At 76.8% G+C, this 15084-nt stretch carries 13 protein-coding genes; 6 read left to right on the top strand and 7 right to left on the bottom strand.

What is annotated here, in order from left to right:
* From HNR08_RS15025 to HNR08_RS15035, 4 genes are all read right to left on the bottom strand, one after another.
* On the bottom strand, positions 1 to 663 hold the full coding sequence (locus HNR08_RS15025) for a response regulator transcription factor (RefSeq protein ID WP_146835067.1): 663 nt from the start codon (positions 661 to 663) through the stop codon (positions 1 to 3).
* Entirely contained in the window at positions 660 to 1298 is a 639-nt protein-coding gene (locus HNR08_RS21920; protein ID WP_338075836.1) for a sensor histidine kinase, read from the bottom strand. The genes HNR08_RS15025 and HNR08_RS21920 overlap by 4 nt, the downstream gene beginning before the upstream one ends.
* Positions 1208 to 2662: a hypothetical protein gene (locus HNR08_RS21925; protein WP_246802966.1), complete on the bottom strand. Its 1455-nt coding sequence runs from the start codon at positions 2660 to 2662 to the stop codon at positions 1208 to 1210. The genes HNR08_RS21920 and HNR08_RS21925 overlap by 91 nt, the downstream gene beginning before the upstream one ends.
* A 65-nt stretch (positions 2663 to 2727) precedes the next feature.
* Complete coding sequence (locus HNR08_RS15035; RefSeq protein WP_146835061.1) at positions 2728 to 3444, bottom strand: hypothetical protein; 717 nt, start codon at positions 3442 to 3444, stop codon at positions 2728 to 2730.
* A gap of 441 nt (positions 3445 to 3885) precedes the next feature.
* Between HNR08_RS15035 and ileS the strand changes: the two genes are divergently transcribed.
* Positions 3886 to 7191 carry an isoleucine--tRNA ligase gene (gene ileS / locus HNR08_RS15040; RefSeq protein WP_146835058.1) on the top strand — a complete coding sequence of 1102 codons (3306 nt, stop codon included), beginning with the start codon at positions 3886 to 3888 and terminating at the stop codon, positions 7189 to 7191.
* Between the two features lie 126 nt (positions 7192 to 7317).
* On the opposite strand, the gene HNR08_RS15045 is transcribed toward ileS, so the two are convergent.
* From HNR08_RS15045 to HNR08_RS15055, 3 genes are read right to left on the bottom strand one after another with little or no spacing between them, the layout of a single operon-like run.
* A complete protein-coding gene (locus HNR08_RS15045) occupies positions 7318 to 8562 on the bottom strand; it encodes a folylpolyglutamate synthase/dihydrofolate synthase family protein (protein ID WP_146835055.1) in 1245 nt (414 codons plus the stop codon).
* Positions 8559 to 9737, bottom strand: a complete 1179-nt coding sequence (locus tag HNR08_RS15050) for a hypothetical protein (protein ID WP_146835052.1) — start codon at positions 9735 to 9737, stop codon at positions 8559 to 8561. Before HNR08_RS15050 ends, HNR08_RS15045 begins: the two co-directional genes overlap by 4 nt.
* Positions 9734 to 10414, bottom strand: a complete 681-nt coding sequence (locus tag HNR08_RS15055; RefSeq protein ID WP_146835049.1) for an N-formylglutamate amidohydrolase — start codon at positions 10412 to 10414, stop codon at positions 9734 to 9736. Before HNR08_RS15055 ends, HNR08_RS15050 begins: the two co-directional genes overlap by 4 nt.
* 101 nt (positions 10415 to 10515) lie before the next feature.
* Here HNR08_RS15055 and HNR08_RS15060 point away from each other — a divergent pair, with 101 nt between their 5' ends.
* The 5 genes from HNR08_RS15060 to HNR08_RS15080 all read left to right on the top strand — a co-directional run bounded on the left by HNR08_RS15060 (position 10516) and on the right by HNR08_RS15080 (position 15076).
* A complete protein-coding gene (locus tag HNR08_RS15060) occupies positions 10516 to 11811 on the top strand; it encodes a bifunctional folylpolyglutamate synthase/dihydrofolate synthase (RefSeq protein ID WP_146835142.1) in 1296 nt (431 codons plus the stop codon).
* 135 nt (positions 11812 to 11946) lie between these two features.
* The gene (gene dhaK / locus HNR08_RS15065) at positions 11947 to 12942 is read left to right on the top strand and encodes a dihydroxyacetone kinase subunit DhaK (RefSeq protein WP_146835046.1); all 996 of its coding nucleotides are present in this window, start codon (positions 11947 to 11949) and stop codon (positions 12940 to 12942) included.
* A 61-nt stretch (positions 12943 to 13003) separates the two neighbouring features.
* Complete coding sequence (gene dhaL, locus HNR08_RS15070) at positions 13004 to 13654, top strand: dihydroxyacetone kinase subunit DhaL (RefSeq protein WP_146835043.1); 651 nt, start codon at positions 13004 to 13006, stop codon at positions 13652 to 13654.
* Positions 13651 to 14394 carry a dihydroxyacetone kinase phosphoryl donor subunit DhaM gene (gene dhaM / locus HNR08_RS15075; RefSeq protein WP_146835039.1) on the top strand — a complete coding sequence of 248 codons (744 nt, stop codon included), beginning with the start codon at positions 13651 to 13653 and terminating at the stop codon, positions 14392 to 14394. Before dhaL ends, dhaM begins: the two co-directional genes overlap by 4 nt.
* A gap of 58 nt (positions 14395 to 14452) precedes the next feature.
* A complete protein-coding gene (locus HNR08_RS15080) occupies positions 14453 to 15076 on the top strand; it encodes a TetR/AcrR family transcriptional regulator (protein ID WP_221286370.1) in 624 nt (207 codons plus the stop codon).
* Positions 15077 to 15084: the final 8 nt, after the last annotated feature.

Consider the following 15084-nt stretch of genomic DNA (forward strand, 5'->3'; position numbering starts at 1 on the left):
TCACGCCCCGCCGAGGCCCTCGGCCCGGGCGCGCACGATCGCCGCGGACCGGTCGGGCACCTCGAGCTTGGTGAGCACGTTCGCGACGTGGTTCCGCACCGTCTTCGCGGACAGCCCGAGCCGGCGCGCGATGACGACGTTGTCGTGCCCGCCGGCCACCAGGTCCAGCACCTCGCGCTCCCGGTCGGTCAGCCGCGGGAACGGCACCCGCACCGCGGTCCGGCCGCCGAGCACGTAGGACATGGCCCGCGCCGCGACGCTGGGGCCGAGGATCATCTCGCCCGCCGCGACCGCGCGTACGGCCCGCTCGACCTGCTCCGGCGGCGCGGACTTCACCAGGTACCCGCGCGCCCCGGCCCGCACCGCGGCCACCACGGCGTCGTCGTCCTCGCGCATGCTCATCACGAGCACCGCGACGCCGGGCCGCGCCTCGACCAGGTCGCGGGTCACGTCCACGCCGGAGCCGTCGCCGAGGTCGAGGTCCATGACCACCACGTCGGCGTCCGGCCGGTCGGCGCCGCCCGGCCCGGTCAGGAGCGCGCGGGCCTCCGCCGCGCTCGCCGCCGACCCGACCACCTCGACGCCGGGCAGGGACCCGAGCAGCGCCGCCATGCCGATCCGGAAGACGGGGTGGTCGTCGACCAGCGCCACCCGCACCGTCACGTCGTCACCGCCGCCCCGGCCGCGTCGGCGACGGGGGAGCCGGGCACCAGCGGCAGCACCGCCCGCACCCGCGTCCCGGGCGCCGCGTCGGCGACCGCGACCCAGCCGCCGAGCTCCTCGGTGCGCTCGCGCATGGACCGGGTGCCGACCCCGACCGTCCCGCCCGGTCCGCGCCCGTCGTCCTCGCACCGCACCTCGATCGACTCCGTGTGGCGCAGCACCGTGAGCCGGCAGCCGGCCGCGCCGGAGTGCCGCTGCGCGTTGCGCGCCGCCTCGCTCAGCACCGCGTAGGCCGCCGCGGCCACGACGGGGTCCAGGTCGCCGGGGTCGTCGCCGGCCACCGCGACGGCGAACCCGTCGCGGCCCAGCCGGTCCGCGAGGTCCGCGAGCGCGGGACCCAGCCCGTGCTCGTCGAGCACCGGCGGCAGCAGGCTGCGCGCGAGGTCGCGGACGTCCTCGACCCGGCGCTCCGCCTCGTCGTGCAGCGCCCCCAGGGTCTCGCGGGCGGCGGCCACGTCGGCGGGCCGGCCGCTGTCCAGCAGGTTCACCGCGCCCTGCAGGCCGAGGCGGACGCCGGACAGCCAGGGCCCGAGCCCGTCGTGCAGCTCCCGCCGGATCGCGCGGCGCTCCCGCAGGCGGGCGGACGTCGCGGCGTCCCGGGCGCGCTCCAGGTCCCGCGCCCGGCGGCGAGCGCCAGGCCGGCCGCGACGACGGGCTGGAGCTGGTCGAGCGCGGCGTGGCTGCGGGCGTCCAGCCGCTCGCCGGGCGGCGCGGTGACGGCGAGGTCGCCGACCACCACCCCGCCGCGGACGACCGGCACGTGCACCGGCGCGGAGGTGGGTGTGCCCCAGGCCGCGGCGAGCGGGTCGGCGTCGGTGGTCGCGAGCCGGACGGACTCCAGCCGCAGCGACTCGCCGACGCTGCCGACGAGCCCGTCGAGCAGGTCGGCCGCCCCGCCCGTCCCGGCCAGGCTGCGCCCGAGCCGCAGCGCGGCGCGCCCCGGGTCGGTGGCCTCGCCGTACACGAGGTGCCGCACGCGCGTCTGGAGCCACCCGCGCACGGGCTGCAGCAGCAGCACCACCCCGACGGCGGCGGCGACCTGGGCACCCGGCGTGCTGGTGCCCGCCAGCGCGGACACGCCCGCGGTGACCAGGGCGTACACACCGGCCAGCACGAGCGCGAGCAGCGCGGCGACGGTGGCGCGGCTGACGGCGAGGTCCAGACCCCACAGCCGGTTGCGCAGCACGGTCACCAGCAGGGCGGCCGGGAACAGCGCCTGGCAGACCAGGTGGCTCACCGGGATCGCGAGGAACGCCGCCGGCCCGGGGTCCGCGAGCAGCAGCGGCACGAAGGACACCGCCATGATCCCGGTCGCCACGGCCAGCACCCCGAGGCCGCGCCGCTCGGCCTCGGGCCCGCGGCGGAACCGCCACCAGGTCGCGGCGGCGGTCACCAGGCCGGCGACGACGACCAGGCCGATGGCCAGTGCGGCGTCGGACCACGGCGTCAGCAGCCGGGTCCCGGTCAGCAGCAGCGCCGACCCGGTCCCCAGTGCGACCCCGGCCCAGGCCCACGGGCCCAGCCGCCGGTCCCGGGCGAGCCACGGCACCACGGTGAACAGGGCCACGGTGCCGGGCACCCAGATCCAGCTGAACGTCCCCACCAGCCAGTCGAGCGGCGGCACGCCGGGCCGCCCGGCGGCGAACGTGCCCCAGGCGCCGCCGACGGCGGAGACCCCGCCGGCCAGGCCGGTGAACGCCACCAGCCAGCCGACGGGGTGCCGCCGCCGGGACAGGATGACCGCCCCGACGGTGCCGTAGACCGCCGCGACCGTGACGTCCACGGCGGTGAAGAGCAGGTCCCCGGCGGTCATGCCGCCCCCGGCCGCGACGTGCAGCACGGTCGCGGTCCCGGCGAGCAGCCAGGCCACCAGCGCGATGGTGACGGCGACCCGGGGCAGGCCGCCGCCCGCGCGCGCCGCCGACCCCTCCCGCACCATGGCGTCACCGTAGGGGCAAACCACCACAGAGCGGGAGGGATCGGACAGGTCGGTGCGGGTGATCGTCACTTCCGGTCGCCGGCGGCGAACCCGATCGCGACGACCAGCAGCCAGAGCGGCCCGGTGAAGCCCGCCATGTACTGCAGCGGCGACATGCCGAGCAGCAGGGTCAGGCCGCCGAGCACCGCGCTCACCCAGCCGATCCACCGCGGGGCGGCGCCGTGCCGCAGCGCCGCGACGGCGACCGCCACCCCCGCCAGGCCCGCGCCCACCCACAGCCACGGGATCGTCGCGACCCAGTCGGCGTAGAACGCCCCGGACTCCGGCACGATCAGGTCGGTGTCGCCCAGGCCGAACAGGAACTGCGTGTCCAGGCCGGAGCCGAGCAGCCCGGCGACGGCCACGAGCAGCAGCCCGCCGGACGCCACGGACGGCAGCAGGCTCCCCGCGGGTGCCTGCTGCGCGAGCCGCCGGGACAGCCCGGCCGCGAAGACCACCACGAGCACCGTGGCGATCAGCGTCGCGGTGTGGAACAGCAGCTGCGTGGCGATCCGGCCCGAGAGGTCCGCGACGATCGCCTCGGCGTCGCCGGCGGTCTCCTCCCAGTTCACGCCGAGCGCCATGGACGCCTGGATCGAGACGAGGCCGGCGAGCCCCGCGCCGATCCCGGCGAACGCCCAGCCCCGCGGCTGCGGCCGGACGCGGGCCTCGCCGGTGCCGCCCCCTGCTGCGGCACCGACGGCGGCCGAGCGCCCTGCGGTGGTGGTGTCGTGCGTGGTCATGTCGTGCTCCTCGGTCGAGGGGAGGCGGTGCGCCTCCCGCTGACCACGACGCTCGGCGGGCGGGCGTCCCGGGCGGAAGGGCGCGGCGCCCGGGTGGCCGGGCAGTTCGGCCGGGCGCCCCGGCCGCGGTATCGCGGTGCGGGCCGGGCGGCGTCGTCGTTACACTCGTGCGCACAGGCACCGATCCGGCCATCACCGGGGAGCCTCCGGAAGAACAGGGCGCCGCTGCGGCGGGGCCCCCAGTAGAACCGGACGGGGCAGGCCCGTCACAGCCGCAGCGAGAGTGGTCGCGCGCCGGACCCCGGGTCACCGGGAGCCGGCGGACGGCAAGCGGGGTGGTACCGCGGTGCCCCCGGGTCTCGGCCCGGGGCGTCGTCCCCGTGGACCGCACCGCACCGCGCCCCGCCCGCCGGGACGCCGACCACAGGAGCGCCATCCGCCATGGCCTACCCGCTGCACCGCACCCCCACCGGCCGCCGCGCCGCCCCGGTCGCCCCCGGCGCCTCCTTCGGGCTGCCCGCGTCCCCGGACCTCCCGGCGCTGGAGAAGGACGTCCTCGCGTACTGGGAGACGGACGGCACCTTCCAGGCGTCGATCGACGCCCGCGAGGCCGGCGAGGACGGCGCGAACGAGTTCGTGTTCTACGACGGCCCGCCGTTCGCCAACGGCCTGCCGCACTACGGCCACCTGCTGACCGGGTACGCCAAGGACATCGTCGGCCGGTACCAGACGCAGCGCGGGCGCCGCGTGGAGCGCCGGTTCGGCTGGGACACGCACGGCCTGCCGGCGGAGCTCGAGGCGGAGCGGATCCTCGGCATCACCGACAAGTCCCAGATCGAGGAGATGGGCATCCAGGCGTTCAACGACGCCTGCCGGACCTCGGTGCTGCGGTACACCGACGAGTGGCGCGTGTACGTCACCCGCCAGGCGCGCTGGGTCGACTTCGACCACGACTACAAGACCCTCGACCCCACGTACATGGAGTCGGTGATCTGGGCGTTCAAGCAGCTCTACGACAAGGGCTGGGCGTACGAGGGCTACCGCGTGCTGCCCTACTGCTGGAACGACCAGACGCCGCTGTCGAACCACGAGCTGCGGATGGACGACGACGTCTACAAGGACGTCCAGGACCAGACCGTGACGGTGACGTTCCCGCTCGTCGGGGACCGGGCCGAGGAGCTCGGCCTCGCCGGCGTCGCCGCGCTCGCCTGGACGACGACCCCGTGGACGCTGCCGAGCAACTCGGCGCTCGCGGTCGGCCCCGACATCACGTACGCCGTCGTGCCCGCGGGCCCGGAGGGCACCACCGCGTCGGCCGGGCAGCTGCTGCTCGCGCGGGACCTCGTCGGCCGGTACGCCAAGGACCTCGGCTACGCGTCCGCCGACGACGCCCTGGCCGCCGTGGCCCGCGAGCTGCGCGGCGCCGAGCTGCTCGGCGTGCGGTACGCGCCGCTGTTCGGCTACCTCGCCGACCAGCCCGGCATGGCCGAGCACGGCTACCAGGTGCTGCTCGCCGACTACGTCACGACCGAGGACGGCACCGGCGTCGTGCACCAGGCTCCGGCGTACGGCGAGGTCGACCAGGAGACCTGCGAGGCGGCGGGCATCCCGACCGTGCTCAGCGTCGACGAGGGCGGCCGGTTCACCTCCCTGGTCCCGGACTTCCAGGGCCTGCAGGTGTTCGACGCGAACAAGCCGATCACGCAGCGGCTGCGGGCCGACGGCCGGCTGCTGCGCCAGGCGTCGTACGTGCACTCCTACCCGCACTGCTGGCGCTGCCGGAAGCCGCTGATCTACAAGGCGGTGTCGTCCTGGTTCGTCAAGGTCACGGCGTTCCGCGACCGGATGGTGGAGCTCAACCAGGACATCTCCTGGGTGCCGGAGCACATCAAGGACGGGCAGTTCGGCAACTGGCTCGCGAACGCCCGCGACTGGTCCGTGTCCCGCAACCGGTACTGGGGGACGCCGATCCCGGTGTGGGTGAGCGACGACCCGGCGTACCCGCGCGTCGACGTGTACGGCTCGTTCGCCGAGCTGGAGGCCGACTTCGGCCGGCTGCCCCTGAACGATGCCGGCGAGCCGGACCTGCACCGGCCGTTCATCGACGACCTGACCCGCCCGAACCCGGACGACCCGACGGGCACGTCCACGATGCGCCGCATCCCGGACGTGCTGGACGTGTGGTTCGACTCCGGGTCGATGCCGTACGCGCAGGTGCACTACCCGTTCGAGAACGCGGACTGGTTCGCCCGCCACTACCCGGGCGACTTCATCACGGAGTACATCGGGCAGACGCGCGGCTGGTTCTACCTGCTGCACGTGCTGGCCACCGCGCTGTTCGACCGGCCCGCCTTCCGGACGTCGGTCTCCCACGGCATCGTGCTGGGCTCCGACGGCCGGAAGATGAGCAAGTCGCTGCGGAACTACCCGGACGTCAACGAGGTGTTCGACCGCGACGGCTCCGACGCGATGCGCTGGTTCCTCATGGCGTCGCCGATCCTCCGCGGCGGGAACCTGGTCGTCACCGAGGAGGGCATCCGCTCGGAGGTCCGCCAGGTCCTGCTCCCGCTGTGGAGCACCTGGTACTTCTTCGCGCTGTACGCCAACGCGGCGGACGGCGGCGCCGGGATCACCGCGCGGCGGGTCACGCCCGACACCCCCGTCACGACGATGGACCGCTACGTCCTGGCCCGGACCCGCCGGCTCGTCGAGACGGTGACCGCGCAGCTCGACGCGTACGACGTCCCCGGGGCGTGCGAGACCGTGCGGGTGCACCTGGACCTGCTGACCAACTGGTACGTCCGCACGCAGCGCGACCGGTTCTGGGCGGAGGACCAGGCGGCGTTCGACACGCTGTGGACCGCGCTGGAGACGCTGACCCGCGTCATGGCGCCGCTGGCCCCGCTGCTGAGCGAGGAGGTGTGGCGCGGCCTGACCGGCGGGCGCTCGGTGCACCTCACCGACTGGCCCGTGCTGGGCGACGGCGGAGCGGACGACCTCGCGCTCGCGGCCGACGACGACCTGGTCGCCGCGGTCGACGGCGTGCGGGAGGCCGTCTCGGCGGCGCTCGCGCTGCGCAAGGCCAACGGCCTGCGCGTCCGGCAGCCGCTGAACGAGCTCCGGGTCGCCACCGCGTCGCCCGAGGCGCTGGCCCCGTTCGCCGACCTGCTGGCCGCCGAGCTCAACGTCAAGCACGTCGCGCTGTCCACGGTCGAGGAGGCCGCGGCCGGGGGCGTCGCGGTCCGGAGCACCCTCGCGGTGAACGCCCGCGCGGCCGGACCCCGCCTGGGCCGGGGCGTGCAGTCCGTCATCCGCGCCGCCAAGGCCGGGGACTGGTCGGCCGACGACGAGGGCCGGGTCGTGGTGCGCACGGACGAGGGCGACGTCCCGGTGCTGGACGGCGAGTACGAGCTCACGACGACGATCGACGTCACGTCCGCCGAGGGCGAGGCGCCGACCCTGGCCGCGGGGGTCCTGCCCTCGGGCGGGTTCGTGGTGCTCGACCTGGCGCTCGACGACGCGCTGCGCGCCGAGGGCTACGCCCGCGACGTGGTCCGCGCCGTGCAGGACGCCCGCAAGGCGGCCGACCTCGTCGTCACCGACCGGATCCGGCTCACGCTCGGCGTCCCTGCGGAGCACGAGGCGGCGGTCGCGGCGCACCGGGACTTCATCGCCCGGGAGACCCTGGCGACGGAGGTCGTGGTCGAGCAGGCCGCCGACCTGACGGTCGAGGTCGCCCGGGTCTGACGGCCGGCGCCCTCCGCCTCTCGAGTGGAGGGTTCTGCCCGACACGCCCGGCGTGTCGTGGCGGAACCCTCCACTGGGTACCCCGGGCGTGCGCGTGCACTCCCGGCGCCGGGTGCGCCGGGTGGGTCAGGGGCGCGGGCCGTAGCCCGGCGCGGTGTCCACGTCGAGCCACGTGAGCGCGTCCGCCACGAAGGACTGGGTGCCGACCGCGAGGAAGCCACCGCCCCGGGCCGCCTCGCGCAGCGCGTCCGCCGCGTCCAGCACCGCGCCGTGCCGGGCGAGCGCGGCGAACGGCAGGTGCGTGCCCGTGCGGGCGAGCAGCACGCGGTCGAACCCGGCCAGCGCGGCGAGGCAGTCGTCGACGGGCTTGTCGTCCGGCAGGCACACCACGGCGGTGTCCCGGACCCCGCGCCAGGCGGCGTACTCGGCGGCCGCGGCGGCGACGGCCTCGGGGGTGATGCCGCCGTCCACCACGACCTGGGCGCCGCCCGGCGCGACGTGCCGGCTGCACCGGCCGGGCAGCCGGACCGTGCCGAGCAGGTCCCGCAGGCCGTCCGAGGGCGCCTCCGCGCCGAGCCGCGCCGCCAGCCGACGCCCCGCGGCGACCCCGAGCCCCGCGGCGGACCGGACCAGCGGCGGCAGCCCGCCGGGCAGCGCCGGGTCGGGGGCGTCCACGACGACGACCTCCGCGCCCGCCGCACTCGCCGCGCGGTGCACGACCGCCGCGACCGCCGGGTCCTGCGGCACGGTGACGACGGCCGCGGTGCCCGGGACGACGACGCCGAGCAGGTCCTCGGCGATGCGCTCGACGGTCCCGCCGAGCAGGTCGCCGTGCTCCCGGAACACCGGCGTCACCGCGACGACCGCCGGCGGGAACAGGCTGACCTCGTCCGAGCGCCCGCCCAGGCCCTCCTCGAGCACGAGCGCGTCGGCGCCCCGCTCCGTCAGCCACGCCACCCCCGCCACGGTGAACGCCCCGGTGGGGGACAGGTAGCCGCCCGGCTCGGCGGGCACGGCGGCCCGCGCGGCGCGCAGCCGGTCGCCGAGGTCCTCGTACGCGGCGACGTCGATCGCGGCGCCGTCCAGCCGGATCCGGTCCAGGTTCGACCGCAGCCCGGGCGACGTCACCAGCCCGACCCGGGGCGCGCCGCCGCCGGGCCGCGCCGCCGCCGACAGCGTCGCCGCGGCGTGCAGCGCGGCCGTGCCCTTGCCCTTGGACCCGACGACCGCCAGCACCGGCGGGGGCGTCGCCCCGGCGAGCAGCCGGTCGGCCACGGCCCGGGCGCGGGGGAGCGACCGCCGGTCCCCGGGGCGGCGGGCGGCCCACTCCGCGAAGTACGCCTCGTCGCCGGGCAGGTGCGTGCCGGTCACGGCAGCTCGTCCCCCTCCGGCGCGGCCCGGCGGCCGACGTCCGGGATCCGCACGGATGCGAGCGCGAGCGCGGAGATCACGACGGTGCCACCGCCGAGCAGGAGCCAGTTCGGGTCGGGCAGCGCGGCGCCCGCGAGCAGCAGGCCGGCGGCCGGCACCACGAGCTGGTTGAGGTTGCGCGCCAGGGCGGGCCGGACGCGGCGCCGCACGGTCACGACGGTGGCCGGCGGGCAGCCGAGCGCCCGGCGCGCCGGGGCGGACAGCCGCGCGACCAGGTGCGGCGAGAAGTCGTCGGGCAGCGCGGCCGACTGCAGGTTGACGCGCTGCGCGCCCTTCGCCCCGGGCAGCGGGCCGCCCGTGGTGTGCGGCTCGTGGTCGGTGACCGCCAGGGCCACCACCTCGCGGGCGCCCCAGGCCACGAGCACCTGGTCGCCGGGGCGGATGCCGAGCCGCTCGAACGCCGACCCGTGCAGCGCGACGACCGCCGCCTCGTCGTCGCCGGCGTGCGCCTGCGTCACCCGGACCGCGACCGACGGCGCGCGGAACACCGCCCGGAGCGTGCGCTCCACCCCGCGGCCGACCGCCCGCCGGGCGCGGTCGGGCCGTACGCGCCGGGTGCCGGACGGCGGCAGCGGGGCGGGCAGGTCCACCACGCGCACCCGGGTGTCGGCGGCGACGTGCTGGAGCACGCGGGTGGCGTACGACATCCGCACGGCGCCGGCCGGGACGTGGTCGGCCGGCACGGCGGTGACCACCGCGGCGACCCCCTCGTGCACGAGCAGCGCCCGCGCGGGGCCGCCGGGGCGGTCCCCGGGGCTGACCTGCACCTCGCCCGGCCCCGGCATGTCGTCGATCCGGACGGAGAGCACCCGCAGCGCGCGCACGGGGGGCACCGTCACCTCGACCGGCGCGTCCTCGGGGCCGCCGAGCAGCGTCGCGAGCCGCCGGGAGACCCCGACCTCGCCCGGGCCGAGGCCGGCGGCGGACGGCGGGAGGGCGGGGTCGTCCCGGCTCCACGCCCACGCGTGCTCGGCGCGGTCGCCGCGGCGCACGGTCACCAGGACGGGGTCGGCGTCCCGGTCCAGGCGTTCCGGCGGCAGCACGGCGACGGGGAAGCCCGCGGCGACCGGCACCACCCGGGGCGCCAGCGCCGTCGTCTCCGGCGTCGCCGTCACGCGCGGATCCCCGCCGCGATCGCCCCCAGCGCGGCGAGCAGCGCCCCGGCGAGACGCTCCTGGCCCTGCTCCCCGGCGACCGGCGGCCGCAGGTGCGCCCCCACCTCGACCTGCACGGCCGGCACCCCCTGCGCCTGCGCCCACGCGGTGACCGTCGTCGGCCGCATCGCGTCGAACAGCCCGTCCGTCGTCACCCGCAGCCCGGTCGCGCGCAGCGCCTCGACGGCGGCGTCCGTGCCGGCCGGCCGCACGCCGGGGCCGAGCCCGAGGTCCAGGTCGTAGCCGGGCCGGGTCCGCATCCCGTGCAGGTCGACCACGGCCGCGGGCCGCAGCGCCGCGAGCCGGTCCTTCAGCGGGTGGTGCGCGTCCCAGTTCGCGTCACCGCCGGCCGCGCCCAGGGCCACGACCGCCGCGCAGCCGGTCACCTCCGCCAGCAGCAGCGCGAGGCCGCCGGTGCCCCGGTCGGCGAGCTTGGTGCGGTCGTCGCGCCGGTGGTTGCACGCGTGCGGGGCCGTGACGACGACGGTCGGCGCGGCCGCCCCCACGACCACGAGCCCGTCCGGGTCGCCGGCGTCCGGGTCGCCCGCGTAGCCGTCCGCGGCGAACGGCGCCTCGAGCGCGGCCCAGCGCAGCGCGAACGGGGTGGCGACGGCCGTCTGACCTGGTGGGGTGTGCACCGCCCCAGGGTGCCACGGCGTCCCCGCCCGCCGGGCCGGTCCGGCGGCCCGTATGCTCGTGCCTCGTGACCGACCCGCTGGACGAGGTGCTGCGCGGCATCATGGAGCGCGCCCCCGAGGACGACATCGACCCGACCCTGGAGCGCGTGCGGGCGGTGTGCGAGCTGCTCGGCGACCCGCAGCGGGCGTACCGCGTGGTGCACCTGACGGGGACCAACGGCAAGTCCTCGACGGCCCGCATGGTCGAGCGCCTGGTGCGCGAGCACGGCCTGCGCACCGGCCGGTTCACCAGCCCGCACCTGAACCGGGTGACCGAGCGCATCGCGATCGACGGCGAGCCGATCAGCGACGAGCGGTTCGTCGAGGTCTGGCAGGACGTCGCGCCGTACGTGCACATGGTCGACGCGCGCGAGCAGGCCGAGGGCCGGCCGCGGCTGTCGTTCTTCGAGGTGTTCGCGGTCATGGCGTTCGCCGCGTTCGCGGACGCCCCGGTGGACGTCGCGGTCGTCGAGGTGGGCCTCGGGGGCCGCTGGGACGCCACCAACGTCGCCGACGGCGAGGTCGCCGTCATCACCCCGGTCGCCTACGACCACGAGCGGTACCTCGGGCACACCCTGGTCGAGATCGCGGGGGAGAAGGCCGGCATCGTCAAGGACGGCGCCACCCTCGTGCTGTCCCGCCAGGAGGAGGACGCCGAGGGCGTGATCCTGCACGCCGCGGCCGAGCACGGCGCCCGGGTGGTCCGCGAGGGCGTCGACATCGACGTCGTCGACCGGCGGGTCGCGGTCGGCGGGCAGCTGCTCGACCTGCGGGGCACGGGTGGCGTCTACACCGAGGTGTTCCTCCCGCTGCACGGCGAGCACCAGGCGCACAACGCGCTCGCGGCGCTCGCCGCCGTGGAGGCGCTGATGGCCGGCGGCGGCGCGCTCGACGGCTCCGTGGTCGAGGCCGCCTTCGCGGACGTCGACTCCCCGGGCCGGCTGGAGCTGGTCCGGTCCAGCCCGACGGTGCTGGTGGACGGCGCGCACAACCCGGCCGGCGCGCAGGCGCTCGTGACGGCGGTGGAGGAGGCGTTCGCGTTCCAGCGCGTCGTCGGCGTGGTCGGCGTCATGGCGGACAAGGACGCCGAGGGCTTCCTGTCCGTCCTCGAGCCGTCGTTCGCGGAGATCGTCGTCACCCGGTCGTCCTCGCCGCGCGCGATGGACCTCGAGGACCTGGCCGAGATCGCGGTCGAGGTGTTCGGCGAGGACCGCGTGCACGTGCGCGAGCGGCTGGACGACGCGGTGACCCTCGCGGCCGACCTCGCCGAGCGCGAGGTGGACCGGGGCGCGGCCGTGGTCGTCACGGGCTCGTTCCCGCTCGTCGCCGAGGCCCGGGTCCTGACCGGCCGGGCGTGACGGGCCCCCGCCGGCCCTGCACGAACGTGCACGGGCGCCGCACGGTCGCCCCTTGACGCCCGCCACCTGCGCGGCGAGTGTGAGCACTGTCGCGGCGACGGCGCCGCGCCCGGTCGCTGCGAAGGGGATCCCGACGTGAAGAAGCTCATCAACGACCCGCAGGACGTCGTCGCCGAGTCCGTCGAGGGGTTCGGCCTCGCGCACGCCGACGTGGTGCAGGTGCACACCGACCCCTTGTTCGTGTCCCGCGCGGGCGGTCCGGTCAGCGGCAAGGTCGGCCTGGTCTCCGGCGGCGGCTCCGGCCACGAGCCGCTGCACGCGGGGTTCGTCGGCGACGGCATGCTCGACGCCGCCGTCCCCGGCGCCATGTTCACCTCGCCGACGCCCGACCAGATCGCCCCCGCGTTCGCCGCGGCCGACGGCGGCGCGGGCGTGCTCGCGATCGTGAAGAACTACACCGGCGACGTCCTCAACTTCGAGACGGCCGCCGAGCTGGCCGACGCCGACGACCTCACGGTCCGCACCGTCGTGGTGAACGACGACGTCGCCGTCGAGGACTCGCTGTACACCGCCGGCCGCCGCGGCGTCGCGGGCACCGTCGCGGTCGAGAAGATCGCGGGTGCCGCCGCCGCGCGCGGCGACGACCTGGACGCCGTCGTCGCGGTGGCCGAGAAGGTCGTCGCGAACGTGCGGTCGATGGGCGTGGCGCTCACCGCCTGCACGGTGCCGCACGCGGGCAAGCCGTCGTTCGACCTGCCCGAGGACGAGATCGAGATCGGCATCGGCATCCACGGCGAGCCGGGCCGGCGGCGCATCCCGCTGGCCGGCGCGGACGAGATCACCGAGATGCTGCTGACCCCGGTGGCCGACGACCTCGCCCTGGCGTCCGGCGAGAGCGTGCTCCTGTTCGTCAACGGCATGGGGGGCACGCCGCTGAGCGAGCTCTACGTCGTCTATCGTCAGGCACGCAGGCTGCTCGAGGGCCGCGGGGTCACCGTGACCCGGTCGCTCGTGGGCAACTATGTGACATCACTGGAGATGCAGGGCGCCTCGGTCACTGTGCTCCGGCTGGACGACGAGCTCACCGCGCTGTGGGACGCGCCGGTGCGCACGGCTGCGCTGCACTGGTAGCCGGTTCGCCGTCCTCCCGGGTGCGTGGCCGTCGTCCCGACGGCGGAGGTGGGAGCGGAGCATGACGGATTCCCTGGGTGCGGCCTGGGCGGTCGCCTGGGTGCGCCGGACGGCGCAGGTCGTCGCCGAGAACCGGGAGGAGCTCATCGAGCTCGACCGGCAGATCGGGGACGGCGACCACGGCGAGAACCTGTCCCGGGGGTTCACCGCGGTGCTGGGCAAGCTCGACGCCCTGGACGCGCCGCCCGGCGACGTCGGCTCCGTGCTCAAGCTCGTCGCCACCACGCTGATGTCCACGGTCGGCGGCGCGGCGGGCCCGCTGTACGGCACCGCCTACCTGCGCGCCGCGAAGGTCACCGGCCTGCCCGAGCTCGACAGCGCCGCGGTCGTGGCGATGCTCGAGGCGGGGCTGGAGGGCATCGTCGTGCGCGGCAAGGCCACCACCGGCGAGAAGACGATGGTCGACGCCTGGACGCCCGCGGTCGAGGCGGCCGTCCAGGCGGCCGACGCCGGGGCCTCGCCCGCGGCGGTGCTCGCGGCGGCGGCCGAGGCCGCGCGCGCCGGCGCGGAGGCCACGATCCCGCTCGTCGCCACCAAGGGCCGCGCGTCCTACCTCGGCGAGCGGTCCGCGGGCCACCAGGACCCGGGCGCGACGTCGAGCGCGCTGATCCTCGAGGCCGCGGCGGCGACCGCGGCGGGGGGCGCGTCGTGACCGCGCCGGTCGCGCTCGTGCTCGTCTCGCACTCGGCGCGGCTGGCCGAGGGCGTCCGCGAGCTCGCCGCGCAGATGGCGCCCGACGTGCTGATCCTCGCCGCGGGCGGGGACGGGTCGGGCGGGCTGGGCACGAGCTTCGACCTGGTCGAGCAGGCGCTGACCGAAGCGACGGCCGACCGCCGGTCCGCGGTGGTGCTCACGGACCTCGGCTCGGCGGTGCTCACGGCGGAGTCCGTGCTCGAGTTCCTCGACGAGGACGTGGCGGCCCGGGTGCACCTCGCGGACGCGCCGCTGGTGGAGGCCGCGGTCGCCGCGGGGGTCACCGCGGCGGGCGGGGCGCCGGTCGGCGAGGTGCTCGGTGCGGCCGTCGCGGCCGGGGCCGGGTTCCCGCACGCGGTCGGGGCGGGCGAGGTGCCCCCGGAGGAGCCGGCGGCCGCCGCGCCCGCAGCGGTCGCGCCGCCCGCCGCGCACGAGCCCGAGCACCCCATCACCGCGCAGGTCGTCGTCCGGAACCCGATGGGCCTGCACGCGCGCCCGGCGGCGGTGCTCGCCCGCATGATGGCCGGCTTCGACGCCGCCGTGCAGGTGGACGGGGTGAACGGCGCGAGCGTGCTGGAGCTCATGCAGCTCGGCGCCACGCAGGGCCGCACGCTCGAGGTCTCGGCCACCGGCCCGCAGGCCCGGGTGGCGGTGGACGCGTTCGTCGGGGCGGTCGAGGAGGGCTTCGGCGAGGTGTGAGCCGGTTCACCCGGTAGTCGCCTGGAGCAACTCTGCATGACGTGCAAGAATGCATGGCATGCAGGCATCCGACGAGCCCGAGGGGCTGCGCGCGCGCAAGAAGCGCGCCCGGCTCGAGGCGCTCGTCGACGCCACCCACCGGCTCGCCGGTGAGCACGGCCTCGACCACGTCACCGTGGAGGCCGTCTGCGCCGAGGTCGGGGTCTCGGTGCGCACCTTCTTCAACTACTTCGAGTCCAAGGACGACGCCGTGCTCGGCATGGCGCACTGGCGGATCGACCCGGTCGCGGCGGAGGCGTTCGCCGCGGGCGGCCCGAGCGGGGACCTGCTGCCCGACATGCAGGTGCTGGTGGCGAGCGTGCTCGACCACCCGCCGCTCGGCAAGGAGCGGATGGAGCGCGCGTTCGAGGTGGCCAAGGGTCACCCCGAGCTGTTCGTCCGCGCCTACACGCACGTGCAGGGCCTGCACGACGAGATCGCGGCCCTGGTCCGGCGCCGGCTCGGCCCGGCCACCGACGAGTCGGTGGTCACGATGGTCGGTGCCCTGCTGATGCTGCTGTCGCACGCCACGTTCGTCCGGTGGGACGCCACCGGCGGGGCGGGCGACGTGCACGACCACCTGCCGTCGGTGGTCGCGGACCTGGCGGGCATCCTCGCCCCGGCCGCGCGCCCGGCCGGCTGACCCCGCCG

The sequence above is a fragment of the Cellulomonas hominis genome, assembly GCF_014201095.1.
GTDB lineage: Bacteria > Actinomycetota > Actinomycetes > Actinomycetales > Cellulomonadaceae > Cellulomonas > Cellulomonas hominis.